General features: G+C 48.9%; 13 protein-coding genes. 7 read left to right on the top strand and 6 right to left on the bottom strand.

The window, feature by feature from the left end; genetic code table 11:
* Positions 1-37 precede the first annotated feature (37 nt).
* From ACR9Y8_RS25195 to ACR9Y8_RS25215, 5 genes are read right to left on the bottom strand one after another with little or no spacing between them, the layout of a single operon-like run.
* Positions 38-577: a DUF1349 domain-containing protein gene (locus tag ACR9Y8_RS25195; protein WP_481216019.1), complete on the bottom strand. Its 540-nt coding sequence runs from the start codon at positions 575-577 to the stop codon at positions 38-40.
* A gap of 17 nt (positions 578-594) precedes the next feature.
* Complete coding sequence (locus ACR9Y8_RS25200) at positions 595-1,746, bottom strand: MFS transporter (protein ID WP_481216020.1); 1,152 nt, start codon at positions 1,744-1,746, stop codon at positions 595-597.
* Entirely contained in the window at positions 1,709-2,386 is a 678-nt protein-coding gene (locus tag ACR9Y8_RS25205) for an HAD family hydrolase (protein WP_481216021.1), read from the bottom strand. Before ACR9Y8_RS25205 ends, ACR9Y8_RS25200 begins: the two co-directional genes overlap by 38 nt.
* Entirely contained in the window at positions 2,383-3,405 is a 1,023-nt protein-coding gene (locus ACR9Y8_RS25210) for a zinc-dependent alcohol dehydrogenase (RefSeq protein ID WP_481216022.1), read from the bottom strand. The genes ACR9Y8_RS25205 and ACR9Y8_RS25210 overlap by 4 nt, the downstream gene beginning before the upstream one ends.
* Before the next feature lie 32 nt (positions 3,406-3,437).
* Positions 3,438-4,673: an aspartate aminotransferase family protein gene (locus tag ACR9Y8_RS25215; protein ID WP_481216023.1), complete on the bottom strand. Its 1,236-nt coding sequence runs from the start codon at positions 4,671-4,673 to the stop codon at positions 3,438-3,440.
* Positions 4,674-5,069: 396 nt separating this feature from the next.
* Between ACR9Y8_RS25215 and ACR9Y8_RS25220 the strand changes: the two genes are divergently transcribed.
* Positions 5,070-5,747, top strand: coding sequence for an immunoglobulin domain-containing protein (locus ACR9Y8_RS25220; RefSeq protein ID WP_481216024.1), 678 nt, complete (start codon positions 5,070-5,072; stop codon positions 5,745-5,747).
* 65 nt (positions 5,748-5,812) lie between these two features.
* Here the strand turns inward: ACR9Y8_RS25220 and ACR9Y8_RS25225 are convergent, their stop codons facing one another.
* The gene (locus tag ACR9Y8_RS25225; protein ID WP_481216025.1) at positions 5,813-8,254 is read right to left on the bottom strand and encodes a carboxylesterase family protein; all 2,442 of its coding nucleotides are present in this window, start codon (positions 8,252-8,254) and stop codon (positions 5,813-5,815) included.
* Between the two features lie 285 nt (positions 8,255-8,539).
* Here ACR9Y8_RS25225 and ACR9Y8_RS25230 point away from each other — a divergent pair, with 285 nt between their 5' ends.
* The 6 genes from ACR9Y8_RS25230 (at position 8,540) to ACR9Y8_RS25255 (ending at position 18,160) form a co-directional block, all read left to right on the top strand.
* Positions 8,540-9,130 carry an RNA polymerase sigma factor gene (locus ACR9Y8_RS25230; protein WP_481216026.1) on the top strand — a complete coding sequence of 197 codons (591 nt, stop codon included), beginning with the start codon at positions 8,540-8,542 and terminating at the stop codon, positions 9,128-9,130.
* A 122-nt stretch (positions 9,131-9,252) separates the two neighbouring features.
* Positions 9,253-10,260: a FecR family protein gene (locus ACR9Y8_RS25235; RefSeq protein WP_481216027.1), complete on the top strand. Its 1,008-nt coding sequence runs from the start codon at positions 9,253-9,255 to the stop codon at positions 10,258-10,260.
* 531 nt (positions 10,261-10,791) lie between these two features.
* Positions 10,792-14,412, top strand: a complete 3,621-nt coding sequence (locus ACR9Y8_RS25240; RefSeq protein ID WP_481216028.1) for a SusC/RagA family TonB-linked outer membrane protein — start codon at positions 10,792-10,794, stop codon at positions 14,410-14,412.
* 10 nt (positions 14,413-14,422) lie between these two features.
* A complete protein-coding gene (locus tag ACR9Y8_RS25245) occupies positions 14,423-15,877 on the top strand; it encodes a RagB/SusD family nutrient uptake outer membrane protein (protein ID WP_481216029.1) in 1,455 nt (484 codons plus the stop codon).
* A 36-nt stretch (positions 15,878-15,913) separates the two neighbouring features.
* Positions 15,914-16,822 (top strand): zinc-binding metallopeptidase, encoded by a 909-nt coding sequence (locus tag ACR9Y8_RS25250; RefSeq protein WP_481216030.1) that lies wholly within the window; start codon positions 15,914-15,916, stop codon positions 16,820-16,822.
* Between the two features lie 42 nt (positions 16,823-16,864).
* Positions 16,865-18,160 (top strand): DUF4302 domain-containing protein, encoded by a 1,296-nt coding sequence (locus tag ACR9Y8_RS25255; RefSeq protein ID WP_481216031.1) that lies wholly within the window; start codon positions 16,865-16,867, stop codon positions 18,158-18,160.
* The last annotated feature ends 34 nt before the right edge of the window (positions 18,161-18,194 follow it).

An 18,194-nucleotide genomic window follows, 5' to 3' on the forward strand; every position in this document is an offset into this window, starting at 1 on the left:
TTACTTTATCCAGGGGTGTGAAAGCAATGTGGCACCGCTAATCTATCGCAGAAATGACAAAATCCTCGAACATCGCCTGAAAAGATTGCTCCCCCGGCGCTGCGGCGAATAATCCTATCTGTACATCGGCCCCAGGCGGGAAATAAGCCAGCCGCAATAACAGGAAATCTGCATTGTTAAAAGAGTAGCTGATCTGCACATGATCCCCTTTCCGCAATAACTTAAGCCATACTGAAGCCGGATTGTCATTACGTGGCGCCACAGACCAGTCAGACACCACCCGCGTAACCACCGCGCTTACCTGTTGTACGCCATCCACATATTCTATTCCTGTTTTTATCCAGTTCTCTTCATCTATCCTGATCATCAGCCCCGCCTGATGGTACAGCTCACGGTACTCTCCGCTTACTTTCACCGAGGCTTCAAAGTTACCGGGTATCGCTGTGAAATAGAAGGGACCTGAATCCCGGATAAAGCTGTAATGGGTGATCCTCCAGAAATCTGTGCCGGGGCCCGCGGTCATCTTTAGTTGCTTTGCATTGCCCGACCAGGTTGCCGGTTCATTATACCATTCCATAGAGAAAATTTAAGACATTATTTGATCTTCGAAGCCAGCAATGTGGTAAGCAGTCCAAGTATGGAGACCAGTGCAAAAGACCAGCGCAAACTGGCTGCCTGTGCGATGAAGCCAATCAGCGGCGGCCCTACCAGGAAACCGAGGAACCCGATGGTGGATACCGCTGCGATGGCAATGCCAGGGGCCATGGTTTGCGACTTGCCTGCCAGCGCCAATACCAGCGGCACTACTGAACATACGCCGATGCCTACCAGTAAAAAGCCCAGGGTGGCGGTATAGACATTGGGAAACATCACCGCCAGCTGTAGTCCGGCTGTACTGGTGATCCCGCTCAGCTGTAAGATCCTGGTTACGCCAAAACGTGTTACCAGGCGATCGGCAGTGAACCTGCCGGCCGCCATCGTGCCCATAAAGGCAAGATACCCCAGCGTAGTGTAAGACTCCGGTACGCTCACTATCTGCTTGAAATATACGCCGCTCCAGTCAAACATCGTTCCCTCTGTTATCAGGCTGGCAAAGGCGATCAATCCGAGTTTTAAAAGGCTGCTGTCCGGCCACGCGAAAATAGGCTGGTTTTCTGTCGCCTGATCAGCCGGTAAGAGGCGCCTGTATGAAATGATCAATAATACCCAGGAAACGGCGCAGATCAGGCAGAAATGCACCCATACGGGCCAGCCCAGGGAGATCATCCAGGTGCCGATACATACCCCTGTAAAGCCTGCCAGGCTCCAGAGACCATGAAAAGAGGCCATGATCGACCGTCCGTATAAGGCCTCGATACCTACCGCCTGTGTATTCATCGCTACTTCAAAGAGGTTGTTCAGAAAACCGAAGCAAAACAATACCATTACCAGCTGCCAGATCTCCGTTACAAAACCGATCACGCAAAGTGTGAGCGGAAATAGCAGACCGGCCGTGATCAATACCCTGCGGCTGCCCAGGCGGGTCACCAGCAGGCCGGAAACCGGCAGGCTTACAAGTAAGCCTACCGGTAACGAAAACAATATACTGCCAAGCCCTGCATTGTTCAGGTGAAAATATTCCTTGATATCATGGATCCGGCATGCCCAGCTCACATAGGTTAAACCGATGATGAAGAAAAAAACGCCGGTAGCAATGCGGTAGGTCCTTTTATGATCCATACTGAACAAGGTGGTCTTGTAGCTCATCGTAATCAGAGATTTTCAGGATGTCGTTTAAATGAGACAATTTTTTATTGGCGATGCCGATAAATCCTATGCCCAGCTGCTGTGTGGCTTTATAGTCCCACAGCCCATCGCCTACATAGATAATGCTTGAGAGCGGAGCCGAATGCTGCAGGCGGGTATTCATCTGGTGGATAGTGTTGTGGATGATATCCCTTCTGGCCACGGCGTCTTGTGCAAACGAAGCAGCACTGCAAGCCTCAATATTGATGCCAGCACAACGGAGCTTGAACAAGGCCGATTCCCGCCAGCCACCGGTGGCCAGCCCTACCTTCACATCATCACGTTTACATAAGGTTTCCAGGATCTTTCCGGCTTTGGGCACTTCCTGTATGCTGTTGGTCTGCTGCTGGTATTCTTCTTTCAGCAGGCTGCAGAAATGCTGAATGAAACGGCTGATTTCCTCAGCGGAGCAGTCACGCTGTTCCCGCTCCCGGAAGAGCTGTTGAATAATGCCGGAATCCGTGGTGTGCTCATAATTACCCCAGTTGGTATCAATATCACTAAAGTGAAAAGTATCTTCCAGTGCCTGGGTAAAGCATCTGTCGTCAATGTCTGTTGTATTGGTCAGCGTGCCGTCTATATCAAAAATAATGTACTTCATATGCTGATCACTGATTTTAAGCTGGAGATATTGTTATTGCGTTGCCGGCTGTCCACATGGACACCCAGGTCGGAGAGGGCCTGCGGAAAATCATCCAGGCTGTAAGCCCTGGTAATGATCTTTTCCAATCCAAGGCGACGGCTGTTGATCAGCGCTACAGCATGCTGGAAGGTGTCCATGGAATCAATGGAGCCGACAATGGAAATGCTGCGGTCTGCGATCTCCCGCGGGTTAATGGTTTGGCGGTTATTGCGCAGGCCGATCAACGCGATCTTACCGCCTTCCGTGATAGCCTGCATGGATGTTTCCAGCAGGCTGCCGGTGGTATCGATGATCAGATCATACTGGTTTTTTTGCGGGATGAAGGACGGCTGTAGCTGCCATTGCCTGGATAATACATTGCTTTTTTCGATCAGGCTGATCCTGTTGGGAGATGATTCATAGATGACGCCTTCCTGGATGCCATGTTGCCTGAGCGCCAAACAAAACAGCAGTCCGATAGGGCCGCCGCCCAGCACGGCGGTTCGCAGGAAGGGCGTTACTTCCAGTTTCTTTATGGCCGTCAGCACACAGCTGAGTGGTTCTGAGAGCGCGCCTTCCTCAAAAGGCACCTCATCATGCAAGGCATAAATGAAATTCCGTGTGGTCTTATAGTATCTGGTGAAGGTGCCATCTATTGAAACACCCGCTTCCGTGCTGGCTTTCATATAGCAATGGTTGCGCAGTCCCCTGCGGCAGTTCTCACAATAGCCGCAGTAATAGGTAGGATCGATAATTACACGGTCGCCTACATTAAAATTATCGACGGCGCTGCCTTTGGCCACTACGACGCCCGCAGATTCATGACCGATGATCACCTGCTGCCTGGCGGAGTATTCGCCGGAAACAATGCTCAGGTCTGTACCACAGATGCCGGTGCTGTGGATCTCTACGATCACTTCTTCTGCCTGGGTAATAACGGGTTCTTCTTTTTCTTCGACCCTGATATTCCAGGGCCCCTTATAAACAATAGCTTTCATTGTCGCGTGGTTTTTTGTTGAGGGAATGTGCTTTACAACTGGAGGAATAATTTATTCAGCCGGTAATAGATCTCTTCCACATCGCTTTGTGTGGCGGTTAATGCAGGCCTTACTTTTACTACGTTGCCAAATCCGTAACGGGAGCCTCTCAGGATCAGTTTATGATCCGCCAGTGCGGTATCAATGATCTTATTGGTGAGCGCAACATCCGGGTTGCCGTCTTTGTCTACTATCTCAAGGCCCCACATATATCCTGTGCCGCGTACATCGCCGATCACGTGACCGTAGTCTTCTTTGAGCCTGTGCAACAAACCACCCAGGAAACGGCCGTTCACTCTTACATTTTCGAGGAAGCCTTCCCTGGATACTACTTCCATGGTTTTCTGCGCAGCGCGCAGGGTCAGCAGGTTACCACCCGAAGTATAGGAGTGCTCAAACTTTTCAAGCACAGCAAATTCCGAGCGGTACAGGATAGCTGCCGCAGGTATGCCAATGCCGCCTAGTCCTTTGGCGAGGGTGATAATATCCGGTTTGATGTCAAAGTGCTCGCTGGCAAACATGTAGCCGGTTCTGCCAATGCCCGTCTGCACTTCGTCGGCAATCAGCACGATGTTCAGCTCATCGCAGATCTTGCGGAGCCTTTCGAAGTAACCTTCCGGTGGGATGATATTCCCTCCGTTGCCGAGAATGGGCTCGATAATGATACAGGAAACGTTGCCGGAGCTGCCGTATTGCACATGGTCATAAATGGCTTCCGTGCAGAGATAACCACAGCCGGGATATTTGGCATGGTAAGGGCAGCGGTAACAATAGGGCGCAGGGACAACAGCATTTGCTGACGAGATGGTGTGGGAGAAAGACTTCCTCCTGAAAGCATTGCCGGAGATCTGCGTGGTGAACAGTGTTTGCCCGTGATGGGAGAGGGACAGGCTGATCACCTCGTTCTTTCCGTTGTACTTGTTCGCAATTTTTACAGCGCCTTCGTTGGCCGTGGACCCTATGATATCTCTCATCCAGCCGTCTGTAATATGCTCAGGGGCATAGGCCAGTATATCCTGCAGTACGCGTTCTGCAAGATCTGCTGTAAATGAGGAAGATACATGCACCAGGTCTTCTACCTGTGCTTTGAGAATCTGGACAATTTCAGGATGGCTGTAGCCCAGGGAGAGATTAAAAGTACCTGAAACGGCATCCAGGTATTCTTCGTTTTCGGGCGTATAAAGGCGTATGCCTTTTCCCTTCGTGAAATGGACGTGGGTCACTGACATGGTTACGGGTTTTAAATAACAATTGATAATGTGTGCATCAGCACATGGATAATTGGCTCGTTCTTGGTGTCTGTGGAATTTAAAATCGGGTTTAAGGTTTAAACAATAAAATAGGGTTATTGAAAGTTTTCCATGGTTAACTACCTTACTAAGATAAAATGCATTCGCGGTAATTTTTATTTTTTGTTTTGAAAAAACATCGTTATCGGCTACCCCATCAATATGTAGTTGGCCAGATTATAAATATCCGTACCTTCGTCTTCCGTTTCCGTTATACAGTGTAGAACCGTCATTAGCATTAGTCAAAATAACTTTAGATACGAACGACACCAAGGCCGGAATATCTGATACAGCAAGATCATTTTAGCAAACCCCGTTAAAACCTGTTTTTAAACTATGTTCAGGAAAATCCCACTTAATCGCAGCAGTGTGCACAACTATGCCGTATTGTTACTGTCCATGTTTTGCCCTTTAGTTGTAGTGGCCCAGGGCCCTCAAGCCTTTTCAAAAACCTATGCACAATGGACGGGTAATTCCAGGCTTAGCATCCTTTATGAGCAGGTAAGCATCTGCCAGGGCGATAGCGCTACCCTCACTGCTACTACCAGTACACCTTTCCCGGAAACCCTGTGGTATGACGCTCCTTCAGGCGGCAACCTGTTGCATGTTGGCAGCCAGTACACCGTTAGTCCGGGCTTTACTTCCGTGTATTATGTTGTTTCCGAATTATTTGCGGACGACAGGATCCGCGATTCCATTACCGTAACGGTAAGTCCTTGCCAGCGCCATCAGGCAGTAGGAGATGAATCGGGATTTGTAACAGTGCCCCCAAAAGCAGTTAAGCTGCAGTTATCATCCAATACATCAACAGGAGAGCTGTTGCTGGAGGGTAATGAACAATGGGCCGGCAGCCGTCTTACCATTCGTGATATCAAGGGCCGGGAATTACAGCGTGAACTGCTGGAAGGCCAGCGTTTCCGTTTATCTGGCCAGTACACAGACGGTGTGTATATAGTAAGTGTGATAACGCCGGAAGGAAAGGTGATGATAGGGAAGGTGAGACTGTATCAGTAGCTACTGGCATTTAGCTATTAGCTGCCAGCTGCAATTACTAACCGCTAATAGCTAAATGCTGTTCTTTATTCCATCTGCCACTTATTATCATAAAACCCTGCTGTCTTTACCGCGTTGATATCTCCTTTGAGCAGCTCAGCGGTGAAGATCATATAATCCGGGAAGCCGCTGCCGCCTGCAAAGTATTGATTGGCTTCTGCTGCACGGAGGCCCGTTAAGCCTGTGCCGCTGATCACTGCTATTGAAGCGGTTTTGCTGTCTTCCCTGGGCCAAACGAAATAAGCGGCCAGGTCATCGCCGTTAAATTGTTTATTGCCTGCCTGCAGCTTTCCTCTTGTTACCTGGATGGGACAATGCTGCAGTAAAGCGCTCCATGCTTTATTGCTGCCTGCGTGTCCGTATAGAATAACGCCTCTGTCGGGATAGGCGGCTGCATTGAAATCTTTATCTGCAACCAGGTCTACTGCGCCGTTGCCCCTGTAATACCATGTTTCCGCATCATAGCGGGCTTTGTTATAGGCCCATTCATTCTCTTCTTTTGTTCCTGTTGTACCATACACAAATACCATCCTGTTGTTGAAAGCTTCTTTCAGCGTACCGTTGCGTTGTGTGCCTTTTTCGTTGGCAGGCGGTAATGTACCGGTGGTCCATGCGGATGCTTTGTGCAGGTAGATGGTATCGGCGTTTTGTTTGGTAAAGGCGATGGGCGTTCCTCCGTCAAGCTGTATATTGACGGTAGTGCCGGGCGCCATGTCAGACAGTACTAATGCGAGCGTTTGTACGTTGGTGGTAGTGCCGCTGATGGTTTGCCTGTCGGCGCTTCTGCTCAGCTGTATACGGCTGAACTCCAGTGATTGCTGTTGCTGTAATATATGCGCCCAGCGAAGGCCTGAAGAGATAGCCGGGTTAGCGGTGGTGAAGTCGATATCATTGTAAGTGCTGTCTGGTGTGATGGTATGCCACTTGAAATAGTTAAACAAGGGCGCCCAGTCCACGCACTGATTGCCATACCAATGCTCTCCGCCGGGGTATTCATAATAGCTGTAATCGGGATGAAAGCCTGCCAGCACCTGTTTCATCTGCCGGGCATAGTTTACAGACACTACCTTGTCGCTATCACCATGCAGTATATACACACCGGCTGCTTTATAGTTGGTGGCCAGCTTCAATACATTGCTTGGGTTGCTGGCCCTGAGCAATACTTTCTCTGTATTGTTACGCGGCGAATCGGGGATCAGGCCGTCTGCTGATCCGTAACCCATTAAGGTAGGATAGCCGGAGCATGGAGCGATGGCGGCCCATTTACCCGGGTAGGTGGCGCCCAGGTACCAGCTGCCATGTCCACCCATGGAGTGGCCCGTAAGATAGATGCGTTCAGGGTCTGGTGAAAAAGTTTTTTTAGCGATCGCCAGCACCTCCAAAGCATCCAGCCTGCCCCAGTCTTCCCAGTTAAAGCCTCTTGGCCTGCGGTTGGTAGGCGCTACCAGCACGCCCCAGTCTTTCTGTTCATAAGCGCGGGCCTGGTTGATAGCCTGCACTTCAGCGCCATGTACAGACAGGAAAAGGGCAGGAGCCTTCGCAGTATCAGCCGCTGCAGGCACCTGAGGAGACACACTGTAATACTGTACGCTGCCGTCTATATTACTTACAAAGGTGCTGCTGTAATGATCGCCGGGGCTCACCACCTGCAGCGCCAATGTCTTTTCATCGAGGGATTGTTTGCCGTTGATGAGCGACAGCTTGCAGTTGGCATCCCCTTTCTGGCGGATGTTGCCGGCGTTCATACGGAAACCTGCTTTGCGGGTGGTCATAGGCGCAATGTCAGGCACCGCCGTTGTGATCTCCTTGCCTGCAACAGTAGCTTTTAACTGCAATCCCTTCAATGGCCTGGTAGTAGTGTTAACGATCACTACCGCGCCCCAGAGTGCGTCATTTTGCTGACCTGTAACTATAAAGGGCATGGTAGAATCAGCCTTACTGATGTACACGGCCTGCTGAGGAAAGATCAGCTGCGCCTGTATACCTTGTCTGCCCCAGCTTCTGGCCGTACGCACAAAGAATTCGTTCAGGCCTTTTTTAAGCTGTATAGGGAAATACATCCAGCCGTAACGGTATATATCTCCCGCGTGCGGTACGCCGTTCACATACACCATCTGGTGACCGGTGATATTCAATACCGCTGTTTGCGCGCTGGCTGATTCATAAGTAAGATAGAGGTACCCGTTATTGATGGCCCGTCCTTTGAACATGCCTGCGCTGTCTGCGCTGATAGCTTGCCAGGCGCTGGTGTCTTTTTCATTAGCGGGCGCCTTGGCGCCTTCCACTGGTGTTGGCAGCTGACGGGCATTCAGCATCCAGGCCAGCTGATCGGTGAAGAGGGCCTGTCTGCCATATTGATGACATGGCCCGCTGATCAGGCCTTTGGTGAAAACATAGGGCGTCTGGGCATGCAGTATGGTATGCGCCAGCAACAAGATCCATAGTAACAGGGTTCGTCTGAGCTTCATGATTTGATATTATCGGTTTACCGGTCAAAATAAAAAATAGGCAAATTAAATGGAAAGGAATAGGGGAAAGCGGTCATTTACAGGTTTGAGCGTATTGCCACCGATACCAACTTTAGTGTTATAAGGCAAATAAAAGAGTGTACTTATCAACGTAAAGCACATTTGCAAATATTTTAATTTAAATTTTTGTTATAAAGTCATAAGAAATGTCAGTATTTTATAGTTCAAAAAAAGGGAACTTTTGCTTTGGGGGAAGCGGGACTGCTTTTACAACCAAATGCCAACATGAACACACTAGATGCTGTATTAGTAGAAAGGTTGCATAAAAATGATGTAACCGCCTTTGATACCCTATACTGGAAGTATCACGAAGTAGTTTACCGCAATATCCTCAAATTTGTGAAGGAAGCAACGGTAGCCGAAGATATCTTACAGGAGGTATTTATAAAGCTTTGGGAAAAGAGACAGGAGATCAAAGCCTCTCAATCTGTGGCTGGCTGGTTGTTTGTGATCAGTTTTAACCTGTCTGTGAACTATACCCGGAAGAAGCTGCGCGAACAAAACCTGCATAAGAAGCTATTGGCGCAGGAGTTGGGAGATGAACTGTCGCTGGATTATAAGACCATGCAGGAAGGACAGTACCACCTGCTGGAAAAGGCCATTGCTGAATTATCCCCGCAAAGGCGCAAGATTGTTACCCGTTGTAAGCTGGAAGGCAAAACCTATGATGAAGTAGCCAGCGAGCTTAATATTTCCCGTAACACTGTGAAAGAACACCTTTCTGCCGCCATGGTGAAGCTCAATGATTACATCCAGAAGAATGCGGAGCATAAGTTTATAGTGCTTTTCCTGCTGTTCCTCCATAACGACCTATAAGGCGGAAAATGCATAACTTGCTTCACGATGTATATTACTGTTAAATATATGTGATTTTTTTTGGGGAATACACCCACCCTTTTTTATCACCTCATTGTATTTAATTTAAACAACCGAACAGCGTGCACAATAGGAAGGAATATCTCAGGCATTTATTACATACCGAGGAGTGGACGATTGCTGAAAGGGAATGGATGCTGCAATATCTGGATGGGAATGATCTTTCGGAGCTGGAGGAAATAGCAGCGGAGGAATTTGATGCAGACCTATTATCTGTCAAGCATACCCTGGACAGGAAACTGTCAGAGAAGCTCTTAAAGAGAATTCATAAGGATATACCTGTTCCCACCGTTTCCGGCGGAAGGAAGATACGGGTATACAGCTTACGGATGGCAGCTGCGGCAGCCATCTTGCTGGCCGTAGGAATAGGATACTACCGTTTTAGCAGGCAGGCGCCTCCCCAACAGGTGGTGAGCACCACCAGGGAGCGTAAAGTGATCACGCTGCCTGACGGATCGCTGGTATCCCTGGAGCCGGGCTCTAAGCTCGAGTATCCGGAACAGTTTAACAAGGAAAAAAGGGAAGTGAACCTGAGCGGTGAAGCGTTTTTTGAAGTGGCCCATAATGAAAAACAGCCTTTTGTGATTCATTCGTCACTGATCAATACCACTGTACTGGCTACTTCCTTTAATATAGAGGCCCGTAATGCAAAAGAGGCAAGAGTGGTGGTGGTAACAGGCCGGGTACAGGTGCTCGCAAAAGGCGAAGCTGACAGCAATGCGCAGGCGATGATCGTAACCGCCAATAAAAGCGCCGTATATAATAAGATGACAGACCAGCTGGAGATGAAGGACGCTGCTGATGATGCGCGCTTCTATGCACAGAAACGTAATGGCAGGTTTATGTACAAAGGAGTGCCGCTTGAAAAAGTAGTGAACGACCTGGAGCGGTATTATAACATCACGATCGAGACGGAGAAGAGGATCAGGTCCTGCGCCTTTAATGGAGATTTTGACACAGATGATGACCTGGACAAAGCGCTTACGCTCATTGCAATATCTTTAAATGCGAATATTCATAAGGACAGCAGTACCAACAGCTATCGCATCACCGGAGGTAGCTGTCAGTAAGTAATCTAAACTAAAACCTAGTAGAAAACCAAAAGTTCAATCGCTATTATGAACAGTCCCTATTTGACCCAGCCAAAGTAGCCTTTCAGTTACAAGGAGGGTAAGGTTAATCCAGCAAACATAGCATTTGCAGAGAATCTATTGGTGTTTCTGGTGTCGGAAAACGACCGGAACGGGCTCCTATGCCCCTGTACTAAGTAGCATTGTGCATAATAAAGTAATACAACAAATTAAGAGTCAACCAAACTGAATCAAATGATGGAAAGTTACCAATTACCGCCAACCGGTTAGTCAATCATTTACAGGTTTATCCCATGTAAAAATCACCGCGCTGTATAACAGCTGCTGAACTATTGCCTGTTCCTGCCAAAGAACAGGGCCGGCACTCTATTTCCTTAACTGTACAAGGCATCCCGTAAAACACATGCAGGATGCTAATGGCACCCTATTGCCCTATACCTTGTACTTAACGCTAATTAAATGATGCGCATTAAAAAGAGGCTTTTTTTAAAACTATCAACACTGGTGCTGATGCTCTTACTAAGCACGATGAAAAGCCCGGAGGCCGCAGGTATGAGCACACAGAACGCGCTCGACAAAAAGATCACCGTCGAACTGAAGGACGTGCTGCTGAAAGATGCATTGGAGAGAATAGGCGACCTGGCGGATATATCATTTGTGTATGTAAATAACGAAGCACTGGACATTAACAAAGTGACCGTTCATGCGCATGATGAAAAAGTAGGCGCACTGCTTGATAAGCTGCTCACGCCCTATTCCCTTTCTTACTCACTGGTATATGACCGTATTGTTATCCGTAAGGTGGAGAAGAAAGCCGCACGCACTGCAGAGGCGCTCAGCATCGAACCGGTGATCATACCACAGCAAAAAGGCATTATCGATGTAAAGGGAGTCGTTACTTCTGAAAAGAGAGAGCCCTTACCCGGCATCACCGTTGGTGTGAAAGGAGTTGCACGCGGCGCTATCACCAATGAGAAAGGGGAGTTTGAGCTGAAGCGTATCAGCAGCGACGCCGTACTGGTGTTCAGTGGTACGGGCTACCGGATGGAGGAAGTGAACCTCAGCACTTTTAAAGGAGGCCTGCTGGCGGTACAGCTGAGAGAGAAGCCCACAAGTTTACAGGAAGTGGTGGTGACCGGTTTCCAGAATATCGATAAGAACAAATTCTCCGGCGCCGCTACCCGCCTGAAGATGGAAGACGCCAAAATAGAAGGGGTGGCTGATGTCAGCCGCATGCTGGAAGGACGTGTGGCCGGTGTGGCGATACAAAACGTTTCCGGCACTTTTGGTACCGCTCCTAAAGTGCGTATCCGCGGTGCTACTTCCATTAACGGTGATAACAAACCTTTATGGGTGGTAGATGGTGTAGTACTCGAAGATGTGGTGAACATATCCAATGATCAGTTGTCCAGCGGTGATCCTACCACCTTGCTGGGTTCTGCGGTGGCAGGTCTTAACTCCAACGATATTGAAAGCTTCGACATCCTGAAGGATGCCGCCGCTACTGCATTATATGGCGCCCGCGCGATGAACGGGGTAGTGGTGATCACTACAAAAAAGGGACGTGTAGGCAAGGCAGTTGTAACCTACACCGGTAACTTCAGCACCCAGCTAAAACCTTCATACAGCAATTACAACATTATGAACTCCGCCCAGCAGATGTCTGTACTGGGAGAACTGGAGCGTAAAGGCATCCTTACCTCCGACATCCTTTCCCGCGGAGATATAGGCGTATACGGCAAAATGTACGAGCGCCTGAACGGAGACGATAATGGCAATTTTCCACTGGAAAACACGCCTGCCGCCAGGAAGGAGTTCCTGATGCGTTATGCCAGAGCCAACACTGACTGGTTTGATATTCTTTTTCGTAACAATTTTATCCAGGAGCATTCTTTAAGCATCTCCACCGGAACTGAAAGATCGCAATCTTATTTCTCCACCAGCTATTATGGTGATAACGGCTGGACGATAGGCGATAAGGTGAACCGGTACACCGTTAATTATCGCAATAATTATAAATTCTCTGACCGGCTCTCTACCGGTTTTTCTACATTGGGATCTGTAAGGCAGCAAAGGGCGCCGGGCGCTTTAACACGTACCAGCAACCCCGTGGAAGGTAAGTATGACCGTGATTTCGATATCAATCCATTCAGCTATTCGCTCAATACCAGCCGCACTTTAACAGCTTTTGACGAGAATGGTAACCTTGAATACTTCAGAAGAAATTTTGCGCCCTTCAACATCATCAATGAACTGCAGAACAATTACCTGAACCTGAATATGATCGACCTGCGCCTGCAGGGAGATCTCTCCTTTAAGCTCACCGACCACCTGCGTTACGAGTTTGTAGGCGCCCTGCGTTATGTGAAATCTTCCCGCGAGCACCAGATCACGGAGAACGCCAATATGGCGAATGCTTATCGTGCAAACGGCAACGCTACTATTGCAGAGAATAATAAATTCCTTTACAGGGATCCGAATAATCCCGACGGGCAGCCTATTGTGGTATTGCCCTACGGCGGATTCTACAACCGCTCAGAAGACCAATTGGTGAACTATGACTTCCGCAACAGCCTTACCTATACCAACACTTTTCGCGGGAAGCATAACCTGAACCTACTGGTAGGTCAGCAGGTGAAATACGCCGACCGCCAGGCAGCTTCCAATACAGGGTATGGATACCAGTATGAAAATGGCGGCGTACCCTTTATTGATTACCGTATCCTTAAACAAACCATCGAAGGCAATTTTCCTTACTACGGCATGAGCAAAGATTACGATCGCTTTGCCGCTTTTTACGCAACCTCCACCTATGCTTACGATAGTAAGTATAATCTGACCGGTACGGCCCGTTATGACGGCTCTAATCGGTTAGGGCAGTCCCGCAAGGCCCGGTGGTTGCCTACATGGAGCGTGGCAGGTTCCTGGAATGTGGACAGAGCGCCTTTTATGCAACGGGTAAACGTGGTTGACTACCTGACGCTGAGGGCCAGTTACGGACTAACGGCCAGTATGGGGCCTGCCACCAACTCCAACATTGTGTATCAAACCATCAACACCAATCGTCCTCATCTCAATGAAGTGGAGTCGGTTATTAAACTGGCCCATTTGCAGAATGAGGATCTCACATGGGAAAAATTATATACTACCAACCTGGGTATAGATGCAGGCTTCTTTGACAGAAGGCTGACTCTCAACATGGACCTCTACACCCGCAAGAGCTTTGACCTGATCAGCATTATCAAGACTTCCGGCATCGGCGGTGAGATCTATAAAGCCGCCAACTATGCCGATATGCAATCCAAAGGCGTGGAAGTAATGATCGGCGGTCAGATCATACGACGGAAGGACTGGGGCTGGAGAAGCAACCTTACCTTCGGTTATAACACCAACAAGATCACCAATGCCAAGAACATCCCATCCATATTTGACCTGGTGGTGGCAGAAGGTGGTAACAAACAAGGATACCCCGTACGGGGCCTCTTCTCTATCCAGTATAAAGGTCTCGATGGCCGCACCGGTCTTCCCCTGTTTGTAGACCAGAATGGAAACAATAAGTCTGATGTATACCTGCAGGATAATCAGACCGCGCACCTGGTATATGAAGGACCGGTAGACCCGCCCGTAACAGGCGGTTTCTCCAACACCTTTAACTACAAGGCATTTTCATTGAATGTGTTCTTCACTTACCAGTGGGGCAACAAGATCCGTTTGTACCCGGCTTTCAAAACAGATTACTCTGACCTGGACGCCATGCCTAAAGAGTTCTATGACCGCTGGATGATGCCGGGCGAAGAGAAGCTGACAAAGGTGCCTTCCATTGTGGATGCCTTTGAACAGATCCTGTTTGGCGGCGCCTATCCTTATAACAATTACAACTTTTCAACAGAAAGGGTGGCAAAGGGGGACTTTATCCGCTTAAAAACCGTATCGCTCACTTACCAGATGCCGCCGGCGCTCATCAAGCGGGCAGGCCTGAGCACGATGTCGGTTACCGCGGCAGCTATTAACCCCTGGCTGATCTATGCAGACAAGAAATTAAAGGGACAGGACCCGGAGTTCTTCAATTCGGGCGGTGTTGCACAGCCTATCCAGAAACAATTCACGCTCTCATTAAAAGTAGGTATTTAAAAAAGACAGTATGATAAAACAACGTATCATAATCTTCTCTGTGTTTTTAGGAACGATGATATTGGCCGGTTGCAACAAATACCTGGACCAGGTGCCAGACAGCACCTGGACAGATCTCAGCACACCGGAAAAGGTTTCCCGCTTACTGGGAACTGCTTATCCTAAATCCAACTACATCACCTTCTGCGAAGCGATGACGGATAATGTGACCGATAAGGGCACAGGTGTGATAGAACGGGTGAACCAGGACCCCTTTCTATTCAATGATGTGCAGAACGATAAGGAAGACTCACCGGAAGCGTATTGGCATGCCTGTTATAATGCCATCTCTGCCGCTAACCATGCATTGCAGGCCTGCGATAAGGCCGGTAATACGCAGGCCTACAGCCGTCAGCGCGGAGAGGCGCTGGTGGCAAGGGCCTATGCCCACTTCATGCTGGTGAGCTTCTTCTCCAAATTTTATGATCCCGCCACTGCCGCTTCAGACCCCGGTATACCTTATGTAACGGAGCCGGAAACGGTGGTGATCAAACAATACGAGCGTAAGACAGTGGCCTATGTTTATGATATGGTGGAAAAAGATCTCTTGGAAGGCTTGCCATTGATCAGTGATGACATTTATGCAGTTCCACGTTATCACTTTAACAGGGCCGCTGCTTATGCTTTTGCTACCCGTTACTACCTTTTCAAAAAGGATTATGCCAAGGTGCTGGAATATGCCAACCAGGTGTTTGGCAATAATGACCTGGCGGCCAACATGCGGCCCTGGAACACGACCTATGCTAATATGTCGCCGGCACAGATCTGGAATACCTACGCCAACGCTACTGAAAATGCGAACCTGCTGCTGGCGGAAACTGCTTCCCTCTATGGAAGGAATGGTTCCCGTTACCGTTATGGTATGGACTACGCGCGGCAGTCGGCCATACTTGCCTATAACGTAACAGGTGGTAAATGGGCGTATCCTGTATACTATTACGGCAACCAGGATTATTTCGTGCCCAAGCTTACAGAATACTTTGTAAAGGCATCTGTAAACGCCACCATCGGTGATCCTTATGTGATGGTCCCCTTGTTCACTACGGAAGAGGTGCTGTTTAGCCGGGCAGAGGCCAATGCCTACCTGGGTAACACCGCCGCGGTGTTACAGGATCTTAACCTCTTTGCCAGCAAAAGGATCAGCAACTACGATGCATCCCAGCATGCGGTTACCAGTGGCAAGATCCGGTCTTATTACGGTACCAATGATATACAGGCAGGATTGATCGCCACGATACTTGATTTCAAACGCGCTGAGTTTGTGCAGGAAGGTATGCGCTGGTTTGATCTGCAACGCTACAAGGTAAAGATTACCCACGGCACAAGGACCGGCCAGGTGTACGTGCTGACTGCCGATGATAAACGCAGGGTGTTACAGATCCCGCAATCGGCCACCACTTCCGGTATCGCATTAAACCCAAGATAAATATCATTTGCCCGGCGCAAAATAAAATAACCAAGTATGAAGACTATAAAAACGCTTTTGTTCTGCTTATCACTGGCACTGCTGGCGGCCTGCTCCAAAGAAGATGACCTGGGTGAGATAGAAGACATTCCCGGACTGGGTGGCGATACCTGGGCGCCAGGCCCCCTGGACCGCTGGCTGTATGATACGCTGACTATGCCTTTTAATATCGCAGTGAAATATAAATGGGACCAGTTTGAATTTGAGCTTAATAAAGTATTGGTGCCTCCTAAAGAAGAAAAGGTTATACCGGTGATGTCTGCTATCAAAAAGGTGTGGATCAACAACTACATCGAAGAGGCAGGACTAACCTTCTTTAAAAAATACAGCCCCAAGTTCTTTATCCTGTCTGGCAGCGCCAGCTGGAATGAGAACGGCACCATTACACTGGGTACAGCAGAAGGTGGCCGCAAGGTAGTGCTCTACCTGTTGAATGATTTCCGCACGAAGGATATGCCGGGTTATGTGCCTTCCGATTCTTCCAATGTAAAACAGCTATTCCATGTAATAGAACATGAGTTCGGGCATATCCTGCATCAGACAATTATGTACCCCCAGGAGTTTAAGCAGATCAGCACGGGTTATTACACCGGTAACTGGAATAATATCTCCGATGCTGCGGCCAGGCAGGACGGCTTTGTCACTGCTTACGCCATGTCTGCCTACGATGAGGATTTTGTGGAGATGATCTCTATGATGCTGGTAGAAGGCAAGGGTGGTTTTGATAAGATCGTGAACAGCATTCCCCCGGGCACCAGTATCAACGGCATGAGCCAGGCAGACGCCAAAGCACGCCTGCGGAGGAAGGAGACCATGGTAGTGGACTACTTTAAAACGGTCTGGAAAATAGATTTCTACAGCCTGCAGGCTAAAACCCGTAAAACAATAGATCAACTGCTGTATTGAGTACAAACGTGCGGCACACGTCATACAACATAAACCAACACTATGAGAAAATATTTATTATGCCTGGTCCTTATCATCACCGTTTTCACCGCTTGTAAAAAAGAGGATGACCCGGTCTTTGACCAATCGCCGGATGCGAGGATCACTGCCACCTTAAACAAATACCAACAGGAGCTCGTGAAGGCGCCTTACGGCTGGAAAGGGCTGATCTTCCCCAAGGGAATCCCCCGCAGCGTGTTCGGATTCTATTTCAAGTTCAATGACGCCAACAGGGTGACCATGTTCTCTGATTTTGATGCAAGTACCGCTACCACCCTGAAGGAGAGCAGCTATCGCCTAAAAGCATTGCAGCAGCCCTGTTTATTGTTCGATACTTATTCTTATGTGCATTTGTTATCCGATCCGGATGCGGGCGTGAATGGCGGCGCTTACGGCTCCGGCCTCAGTTCTGACTTCGAATTTTCGCTGGACAGCATATCCGGCGATACCATCAAGCTGACCGGCAGGTTCAATAAATGCGAAGCTTATCTCGTAAAGGCTACCCAGCAGGAACAGGCTGATTACATAAGCCTGCAGCGTAACCGGGAGTTTGATCATATCACGGACTTCATCACTTACTGGAAAAGGCTAACGGCCGGCGGTAAGCAATATGATATTATTATCAACAAGCCCGGCCATTTCATCATGTTCATATGGCTGGATGAGAGCGGTGTAAGGCATGAGTTTGTGACAGGATTTTATTACACGCCCAAAGGAGTGGCATTTGCGCCTGCCATGACAGATGGCCAGCAGACCATCGCCGGCATTGAGAACATTAGCTGGGACGCGGGCAGCCAGGTAATAAAAGGCACTGCAAATGGAGAGAACGTTACCATCACCGGCTTCACCAAACCGCTGGCGCCTGAGATAGAAGGTCCCCGGCGCTGGTGGGAACAAGGCAAAGGCCTTACTTATTGGATAGGCCCCGCCGGCTTTCATTCCAACGGCGTAGATGATGCATTTGGTGTCAGCGATCTCCCTGGTTATTATTTCATGGGCTTCTGGCCTCAGTATGACGGCAGCCCTTATGAGCTCCTGGGCTTTGTAACAGTAGAGGATAATGAGGCTGCGTTGAGATACGGCCCTGCTTTCAGGGAACCCGCATTCAGCGCCGATGGAAGAGTGAATTTTTCCTATTACGGTTACCTCGGAGAATTTCCTGCAGATCAAACCCCTATTACAAGAACACGGTTACAGCTGACCGATGCAGCAGGCTACTACCTGGTACAGATAGCACCGCTGGCCTGGGACATGGTCAGCGCCAGGGATGGTAAAACCTGGATAACCTGGTTCAAGTGATCTATATAAAGCTATATCAATGATTGAAAAAAGT

Source organism: Chitinophaga sp. SVR4-12A (genome assembly GCF_056754765.1).

Coding starts and splice junctions, on each gene's coding strand:
- ACR9Y8_RS25195 (WP_481216019.1), bottom strand. CDS start 577: ATGGAATGGTATAATGAACCGGCAACCTGGTCGGGCAATGCAAAGCAA.
- ACR9Y8_RS25200 (WP_481216020.1), bottom strand. CDS start 1,746: ATGAGCTACAAGACCACCTTGTTCAGTATGGATCATAAAAGGACCTAC.
- ACR9Y8_RS25205 (WP_481216021.1), bottom strand. CDS start 2,386: ATGAAGTACATTATTTTTGATATAGACGGCACGCTGACCAATACAACA.
- ACR9Y8_RS25210 (WP_481216022.1), bottom strand. CDS start 3,405: ATGAAAGCTATTGTTTATAAGGGGCCCTGGAATATCAGGGTCGAAGAA.
- ACR9Y8_RS25215 (WP_481216023.1), bottom strand. CDS start 4,673: ATGTCAGTGACCCACGTCCATTTCACGAAGGGAAAAGGCATACGCCTT.
- ACR9Y8_RS25220 (WP_481216024.1), top strand. CDS start 5,070: ATGTTCAGGAAAATCCCACTTAATCGCAGCAGTGTGCACAACTATGCC.
- ACR9Y8_RS25225 (WP_481216025.1), bottom strand. CDS start 8,254: ATGAAGCTCAGACGAACCCTGTTACTATGGATCTTGTTGCTGGCGCAT.
- ACR9Y8_RS25230 (WP_481216026.1), top strand. CDS start 8,540: ATGAACACACTAGATGCTGTATTAGTAGAAAGGTTGCATAAAAATGAT.
- ACR9Y8_RS25240 (WP_481216028.1), top strand. CDS start 10,792: ATGCTCTTACTAAGCACGATGAAAAGCCCGGAGGCCGCAGGTATGAGC.
- ACR9Y8_RS25245 (WP_481216029.1), top strand. CDS start 14,423: ATGATAAAACAACGTATCATAATCTTCTCTGTGTTTTTAGGAACGATG.
- ACR9Y8_RS25250 (WP_481216030.1), top strand. CDS start 15,914: ATGAAGACTATAAAAACGCTTTTGTTCTGCTTATCACTGGCACTGCTG.
- ACR9Y8_RS25255 (WP_481216031.1), top strand. CDS start 16,865: ATGAGAAAATATTTATTATGCCTGGTCCTTATCATCACCGTTTTCACC.